The sequence below is a fragment of the Streptomyces sp. NPDC127106 genome, from assembly GCF_042677605.1.
In the GTDB taxonomy this organism is placed as follows: Bacteria; Actinomycetota; Actinomycetes; order Streptomycetales; family Streptomycetaceae; genus Streptomyces.
The window spans coordinates 1-6,379 of record NZ_JBHXTC010000116.1; the positions used below are offsets into that span (position 1 = coordinate 1).

At 73.4% G+C, this 6,379-nt stretch carries 5 protein-coding genes; 2 read left to right on the forward strand and 3 right to left on the reverse strand.

The features are described 5' to 3' along the window. Positions 1-135: 135 nt before the first annotated feature. The 3 genes from ACFVGY_RS37485 to ACFVGY_RS37495 form a co-directional block, all read right to left on the reverse strand. Positions 136-1,782 (reverse strand): phospho-sugar mutase, encoded by a 1,647-nt coding sequence (locus ACFVGY_RS37485; RefSeq protein ID WP_385686985.1) that lies wholly within the window; start codon positions 1,780-1,782, stop codon positions 136-138. A gap of 64 nt (positions 1,783-1,846) precedes the next feature. Then, a complete protein-coding gene (locus ACFVGY_RS37490) occupies positions 1,847-2,653 on the reverse strand; it encodes a purine-nucleoside phosphorylase (RefSeq protein ID WP_385686988.1) in 807 nt (268 codons plus the stop codon). A gap of 119 nt (positions 2,654-2,772) precedes the next feature. After that, positions 2,773-3,210: a gamma-glutamylcyclotransferase gene (locus ACFVGY_RS37495; protein WP_385686990.1), complete on the reverse strand. Its 438-nt coding sequence runs from the start codon at positions 3,208-3,210 to the stop codon at positions 2,773-2,775. Between the two features lie 333 nt (positions 3,211-3,543). Between ACFVGY_RS37495 and ACFVGY_RS37500 the strand changes: the two genes are divergently transcribed. Together ACFVGY_RS37500 and ACFVGY_RS37505 are read left to right on the forward strand one after the other, a co-directional pair. Then, a complete protein-coding gene (locus ACFVGY_RS37500; RefSeq protein ID WP_385686993.1) occupies positions 3,544-4,983 on the forward strand; it encodes an NAD(P)H-quinone dehydrogenase in 1,440 nt (479 codons plus the stop codon). Positions 4,984-5,170: 187 nt separating this feature from the next. Further along, positions 5,171-6,124: a DeoR/GlpR family DNA-binding transcription regulator gene (locus ACFVGY_RS37505; RefSeq protein WP_385686995.1), complete on the forward strand. Its 954-nt coding sequence runs from the start codon at positions 5,171-5,173 to the stop codon at positions 6,122-6,124. The last annotated feature ends 255 nt before the right edge of the window (positions 6,125-6,379 follow it).

Below are 6,379 nucleotides of genomic sequence, written 5' to 3' on the forward strand. Positions count from 1 at the left end.
GACCCCGGGCGGGCGCGGGGGGGGCGGGCGGGCGGGGGGGGGGGGGGGGGGGCGGCCCGCCCCCCCCCCCGCGCCCGGCGCGCGCCCCCCCCCCCCCCCCCCCCCGTCCGCGTCAGCGGGCAGTGCTGTGGGCGGTCAGAGGCCCATCGCCGCCGAGAGGTCCTTCTTGACCGCGTCCAGGACTTCCTGGCCGCGGACGCGGGCCGACGCCAGGTCGGAGGCCTCGGCCACCGGGACGACGACCTCCAGGTAGCACTTCAGCTTGGGCTCCGTGCCGGACGGGCGGCAGATCACCCGGGCCTTGTAGTCGCCCTCCAGGTAGTAGCGCAGGCCGTCGGTGGGCGGGAGGGTGGCCGTGCCCTGGTTCAGGTCCTCCGCCGAGGCGACGCGCAGGCCGGCCAGGGAGGCCGGGGGTTCGGCGCGCAGTGCGGCCATCGCGTTGGCGATGACCGACAGGTCCTCCACGCGGACCGACAGCTGGTCGGTGTGGTGCAGGCCGTGGGCCATCGCCAGGTCGTCCAGGAGGTCGGTCAGGGTGCGGCCCTGCTCCTTGAGCTCCGAGGCCAGCTCGGCCACCAGCAGGGCGGCGGTGACGCCGTCCTTGTCGCGGACGCCCTCGGGGTCCACGCAGTAGCCGAGCGCCTCCTCGTAGCCGTAGCGCAGGCCCTCGACGCGGGCGATCCACTTGAAGCCCGTCAGGGTCTCCTCGTAGCCGACGCCGGCCGCCTCCGCGATCCGGCCCAGCAGGCTGGAGGAGACGATCGACTCGGCGAAGACGCCGGTCGCGCCCTTGTGGACCAGGTGGGCTGCCAGCAGTGCGCCGACCTCGTCGCCGCGCAGCATCCGCCAGCCGCCGTTGTCGGGGACGGCCACGGCGCAGCGGTCCGCGTCGGGGTCGTTCGCGATGACGATGTCCGGCTGGACCTCGGCGGCCTTGGCGAAGGCGAGGTCCATGGCGCCCGGCTCTTCCGGGTTCGGGAACGCCACCGTGGGGAAGGCCGGGTCCGGCTCCGCCTGCTCGGCGACCAGCACCGGTTCGGGGAAGCCGTGCCGGGCGAAGGCGGCCAGGACGACGTCCTTGCCGACGCCGTGCATGGCCGTGTAGACGGTCCGGACGCCGCGGGCGGAGCTCGGGGTCAGGACGGCGTCCGTGCGCTCCAGGTAGGCCTGGAGGACCTCGTCGCCGAGGCTCTGCCAGCCGGACTCCGGGCGGGGGACGGACGCGAGCGTCTCCACGCGGTCGATCTCGGCCGCGATCTGCGCGTCCGCCGGGGACACGATCTGGGAGCCGTCGCCGAGGTAGACCTTGTAGCCGTTGTCCCGGGGCGGGTTGTGGCTCGCGGTCACCTCGACGCCGGCGACGGCACCCAGGTGCCGTATGGCGAACGCGAGGACGGGCGTCGGCAGCGGACGGGGCAGGACGGCGGCGCGCAGGCCCGCGCCGGTCATGACGGCGGCGGTGTCGCGGGCGAAGTCCGCGGACTTGTAGCGCGCGTCGTAGCCGATCACGACCAGGCCGCCGGAGTGGCCCTCGGCCTTCAGGTACGCGGCGAGGCCCGCCGCGGCCCGGATGACCACCGAGCGGTTCATCCGCATCGGGCCGGCGCCGATCTCGCCGCGCAGCCCGGCGGTGCCGAACTGGAGGGTGCCGGAGAACCGGTCGGCCAGCTCGGCGGTGTCGCCCGCCTCGATGAGCGCGGCCAGCTCGTCCGCCGTCTCCTGGTCGGGGTCCTCGGCCAGCCAGGCCCGGGCCCGGGTGATCAGGTCGTCCTGTTCCTGCACTACTTCCGCCTTACCTCTCGTACGGTGCCGTGTGCTCGGTGTCCGGTGTCCGTGTCCGCAGCCGTCAGATGCGGGCGAGGACCTGGGTCAGCAGCGTGCCCATGCGCGCGGCCGAGTCGCGGCCGGCCTGGAGCACCTCTTCGTGGTTCAGGGGCTCGCCGGAGAGGCCCGCGGCCAGGTTGGTGACCAGGGAGATGCCCAGCACCTCGGCGCCGGCCTCGCGGGCGGCGATGGCCTCCAGCACCGTGGACATGCCGACCAGGTCGGCGCCCAGCACGCGGATCATGTTGATCTCGGCCGGGGTCTCGTAGTGCGGGCCGGGGAACTGGACGTAGACGCCCTCTTCGAGAGTCTCGTCGATCTCCTTGCACAGCGCGCGCAGGCGCGGCGAGTAGAGGTCGGTGAGGTCCACGAAGTTCGCGCCGACGATCGGCGAGGTCGCGGTCAGGTTCAGGTGGTCGCTGATGAGGACCGGCTGGCCGGGCTTCATGCCCTCGCGCAGGCCACCGCAGCCGTTGGTCAGCACGATGGTCTTGCAGCCGGCGGCGACGGCGGTGCGGACACCGTGGGCGACGGCGGCGACGCCGCGGCCCTCGTAGTAGTGGGTCCGGCCGAGGAAGACCAGGGCGCGCTTGTCGCCGATCTTGTACGAGCGGACCTTTCCGCCGTGGCCCTCGACGGCGGCGGGCGGGAAGCCGGGCAGCTCGGTGACGGGGAACTCGGCCTCGGGGGCGCCGAGCGCTTCGGCGGCGGGGGCCCAGCCGGAGCCCATGACGAGCGCGACATCGTGGGTTTCCACGCCGGTCAGCTCGCGGAGGCGGGCGGCTGCGGCGTCGGCGGCGGCGTAGGGGTCGGTAACAGATGCGTTCACGCAGAAGAGCGTAGCCCGGAATCGCCTACGCGCGTAGATGGCGCTGCTCACGGTGTTCGGATCGTTGCCTTGTCGTTTCCACCGAATCGTCCGGAGGGCCCCGATCCCTCCGGCGCCCGTCAGCAGGGGCGCTTGCGGAGCTCCATCACGTAGTCGTGCGGGGCGCCCGCGGACTCGGCGGCGTCGGCGATCTCGCCCAGGTAGCGCGCGGACGGCAGGCCGCCCTCGTACCCGTTCAGCACGTAGCACCAGGCGGCTTCCTCGCCGTCCAGGGTGTGCACGCGGATCCGCATCCGGCGGTAGATGTCGAGCCCGACGCCCTCCCACCGGTCCATGGAGTCCTCGTCCAGCGGCGCAATGTCGTAGAGGGCGACGAAGACCTGCTGGCGGGGCGCTTCCACGATGGTGGCGAGGGCGCCCTCCCAGCCCATCTGCTCGCCGCCGAAGGTCAGCCGCCAGTCGTTGATCCAGCCCGTTCCGCGCAGCGGCGAATGCGGGGCGCGGCGCGACATCAGCCGCGGGTCGAGGTTGCCGGCGTACGCGGCGTAGAGCGACATGCAGTCGAGGGTACGGGAGGGGCGGGTGAGTATGCGTGCCCGGAGGGCGGCGGATGCGCGTGCGGACGGCAGCGGTCCGCGCACGCACGGCGGGACCGGCGACACGCGCACGGCGGGACCGGCGACGCACGGACGGCCGGACCGGCGACGCACGGACGGCCGGACCGAGGGCGCACGGATGGCGGGAGCCGCAGACGCACGGATGGCGGGACCGGGGGAGAAGCACCTTGAAGCGTGCGGGACAATGGAGCACGGAATGCATCCCCCGGGGAGACCCCCCGGAAGCCCCGGCCGGGGCGGCGCTCGGCCGGGTAGACGTGAGGCGGAGTTTTCGTGACCCGGATCGTGATCATCGGCGGCGGACCCGGCGGGTATGAGGCGGCCCTCGTGGGGGCCCAGCTCGGCGCGGAGGTGACCGTCGTCGACTGCGACGGCCTCGGCGGGGCCTCGGTCCTCACCGACTGCGTGCCCTCCAAGACCCTCATCGCGACGGCCGAGGTCATGACGAACTTCGACTCCTCGTACGAGGAGCTCGGCATCGTCGTCGCCGACGACACCCCGCCGATCGAGCAGTCCGCCCGCATCATCGGCGTGGACCTCGGCAAGGTGAACCGCCGTGTGAAGCGCCTCGCGCTCGCCCAGTCCCACGACATCACCGCCTCCGTGACCCGGGCCGGCGCCCGCGTCATCCGCGGCCGCGGCCGCCTCGGCGGCCCCCAGGGCATCGACGGCACCCGCGACGTCATCGTCACCGCCGCCGACGGCACCGAGACGATCCTGACCGCCGAATGCGTGCTGATCGCGACCGGCGGCACCCCGCGCGAGATCCCCGACGCCATGCCCGACGGCGAGCGGATCCTGAACTGGACCCAGGTCTACGACCTGGAGGAGCTCCCCGAAGAGCTCATCGTCGTCGGCTCCGGTGTCACCGGCGCCGAGTTCGCCGGCGCCTACCAGGCGCTCGGCTCCCGCGTCACCCTGATCTCCTCCCGCGACCGCGTGCTGCCCGGCGAGGACCCCGACGCCGCCGCCGTCCTCGAAGACGTCTTCCGCCGCCGCGGCATGAACGTCATCGGGCGCGCCCGCGCCGAGTCCGCCAAGCGCGTCGGCGACCGGGTCGAGGTCACCCTCTCCGACGGCCGCGTCGTCACCGGCACCCACTGCCTCATGGCCGTCGGCGCCATCCCCAACACCCAGGGCATGAACCTGGAGGAGTCCGGGGTCAAGCTCAAGGACTCCGGCCACATCTGGACCGACAAGGTCTCCCGCACCACCGCCCCCGGCGTGTACGCGGCCGGCGACGTCACCGGCATCTTCGCGCTGGCCTCCGTGGCCGCCATGCAGGGCCGCATCGCCATGTACCACTTCCTGGGCGACGCGGTGACCCCGCTCAACCTCAAGACCGTCTCCTCGAACGTCTTCACCGACCCCGAGATCGCCACCGTCGGCTACACCCAGGCGGACGTCGACGCCGGCCGGATCGACGCCCGCGTCGTCAAGCTCCCGCTGCTGCGCAACGCGCGCGCCAAGATGCAGGGCATCCGGGACGGCTTCGTGAAGCTGTTCTGCCGGCCGGGCACCGGGATCGTCGTCGGTGGTGTGGTCGTCTCCCCGCGCGCCAGCGAACTGATTCACCCCATCTCGATCGCCGTCGACAACAACCTGACCGTCGAGCAGATCGCAAACGCGTTCACGGTGTACCCCTCGCTGTCGGGTTCGATCGCCGAGGTCGCGCGCCAGCTGCACACCCGGAAGACCGGCGCCGAGGCCTGATCCCGGGCCGCGGGGCCGCAACCTCCCGTTTCCGCAAGGGGACTTGGGGCAGGGCACCGGTGCGCGGGGGCTTGTTCACGTACTCGTCCGGCCGCGTATACCACTAAGTGCCCTGCCTTATGGACAACTTCGGTATTCCGGCGCAAGGAGCTGAAACCAGACGGTCGCCCGGGTTACTGTCAGTTTCGTGTTCGCTGCAGAACGTCGCCAGTTGATTCTCGAAATGGTGCGGGCGAACGGAGCGGTGTCGCTCCGTGAGCTCGCCCGCGTGGTCCAGACCTCCGAAGTGACCGTACGCCGGGACGTGCGGGCGCTGGAGGCAGAAGGACTCCTCGACCGCCGGCACGGCGGTGCGGTACTGCCCGGAGGCTTCACGCGGGAATCCGGGTTTCCGCAAAAGTCCCATCTCGCGACGGCCGAGAAGACCGCCATCGCCGATGTCGCGGCCGGCCTCGTCGAAGAAGGCGAGGCCGTCGTCGTCGGCGCGGGCACCACCACCCAGGAGCTGGCCCGCCGGCTCGCCCGGGTGCCGGGCCTCACCGTCGTCACCAACTCCCTGCTCGTCGCCCAGGCCCTCGCCCACGCCAACCGCGTGGAGGTCGTCATGACCGGCGGGACGCTCAGGGGCTCCAACTACGCGCTCGTCGGCAGCGGCGCCGAACAGTCGCTGCAAGGACTGCGGGTCTCCCGCGCCTTCCTGTCCGGCAGCGGTCTCACCGCGGAGCGGGGGCTGTCGACGTCCAACATGCTGTCGGCGAGCGTCGACCGGGCGCTGGTGCAGGCCGCGGCGGAGGTGGTGGTCCTCGCGGACCACACCAAGCTCGGCACCGACACCATGTTCCAGACGGTCCCGACGGACGTCATGACCCGTCTGGTGACGGACGAGCCGCCGCCGCACGACGACCGGGCGGCGACGGAGCTGCAGGCGCTCGCCGACCAAGGGGTCCAGATCACCGTGGCCGGGACGGTCGCGGCCGCAGGGCCGCTGGATGCGGGCATGGCCGGGCGGCGGCCGCGGCGTGACGCCGCACCGCTGCCGGTGCAGCGGCGCGGGACCCCCGGGCTGCGCAGCGCGCCGGCTGCCGCCCTGCTGGAGCCGCCGCCGGGTGACCGCCGCGTAGCCGACCTCCGCCGCCGCTGACCCCTCCCCCCCGCGGCCGCTCGGCGCCGCCGCTCCTGCCGCGCCGAGCCCGGCCCCGGTCGGGCCGCGGGGCCGCCCCGGTCGCGGGCTGTCCCGCCGGGCCGCGCCCCTGGCCGGGCTGCTGCTGGTCGGCTGGTCACCAGCCGTGCTGCCGCTGCGCGGAGCATTCCCCCACCCCACCCCGCCCCTTCCCGAAACCGGGCTCCGCCCGGACCCTCCCCGGACTTCGTCCGGGGCCCCCGGGGGCCCCGCCCC

Coding starts and splice junctions, on each gene's coding strand:
- ACFVGY_RS37495 (WP_385686990.1), bottom strand. CDS start 3,210: ATGTCGCTCTACGCCGCGTACGCCGGCAACCTCGACCCGCGGCTGATG.